This is a genomic window from Enterobacter sp. WCHEn090032, from assembly GCF_003986875.1.
GTDB lineage: Bacteria > Pseudomonadota > Gammaproteobacteria > Enterobacterales > Enterobacteriaceae > Enterobacter > Enterobacter sichuanensis.
On the sequence record NZ_RXRN01000065.1, the window covers coordinates 1 to 759 of the forward strand.

Below are 759 nucleotides of genomic sequence, written 5' to 3' on the forward strand. Positions count from 1 at the left end.
ACCTGCTCCGCGCCCGCCTTGTCCTCAAACCGCAGGGCGTTGGCGTTGTCGACCGAGCCGTCTTTTGTCCGGCTCATAAAGCCCATCTGCGTCGCCGCCGCCGGCAGCGCCCACGGCGGCATGCTCGCGTCGTTGTACACGCGCCCGGTAATGATCGGACGGTCCGGATCACCGTTGATAAAGTCCACCACCACCTCATCGCCCACGCGTGGGATCTGCACCCCGCCGTAGCCCTGGCCCGCCCAGGCGCTCGACACGCGCACCCAGCAGGAGCTGGTGTCGTCGCCCTTCGCCAGGCGGTCCCAGTGGAACTTCACCTTCACGCGGCCGTATTTGTCCGTCCAGATGCTCTCCCCCTGCGGACCCACCACTTTTGCCGTCTGCGGGCCGTAGGTGCGCGGCCAGGACGTACTCTGCGCCGGGCGATAAGAGACCGACGCCGGGATAACCGTGAAATCAGTCCGGTGAATAGTTTCACCCTCGCCGCTGGCGTAGCGGTTCTCCTCGAAGTGATACCCCGCCGCCGTCACCAGATAGTCGCCGTTATCGCTGAAGAACGGCGCGTTAGTCAGGGTGAAGGTGTGGCCCGGCGCAATGCCTGCCGCCGTAGCGGTGGCCTGAATCTGCTGGTGCTCCACCTGCCAGCGCTCCTGACGAATGCGGGCGTAGAACTCCGCATGCCCGGTCTCCACAAAGCGTCCCGGCCAGTCGTAGACGTCAATGCTGCCCGGCTTCGGCGACGCCGGGTTCTGCTGGGCC

1 protein-coding gene is annotated in these 759 nt (G+C 66.0%); it reads right to left on the bottom strand.

Features of this window, described 5'->3' with window-relative positions; translation table 11 throughout:
• Positions 1 to 759, bottom strand: a 759-nt coding sequence (locus tag EKN83_RS23235) for a type VI secretion system Vgr family protein (protein ID WP_126801795.1), incomplete at both ends; no start/stop codon positions are given.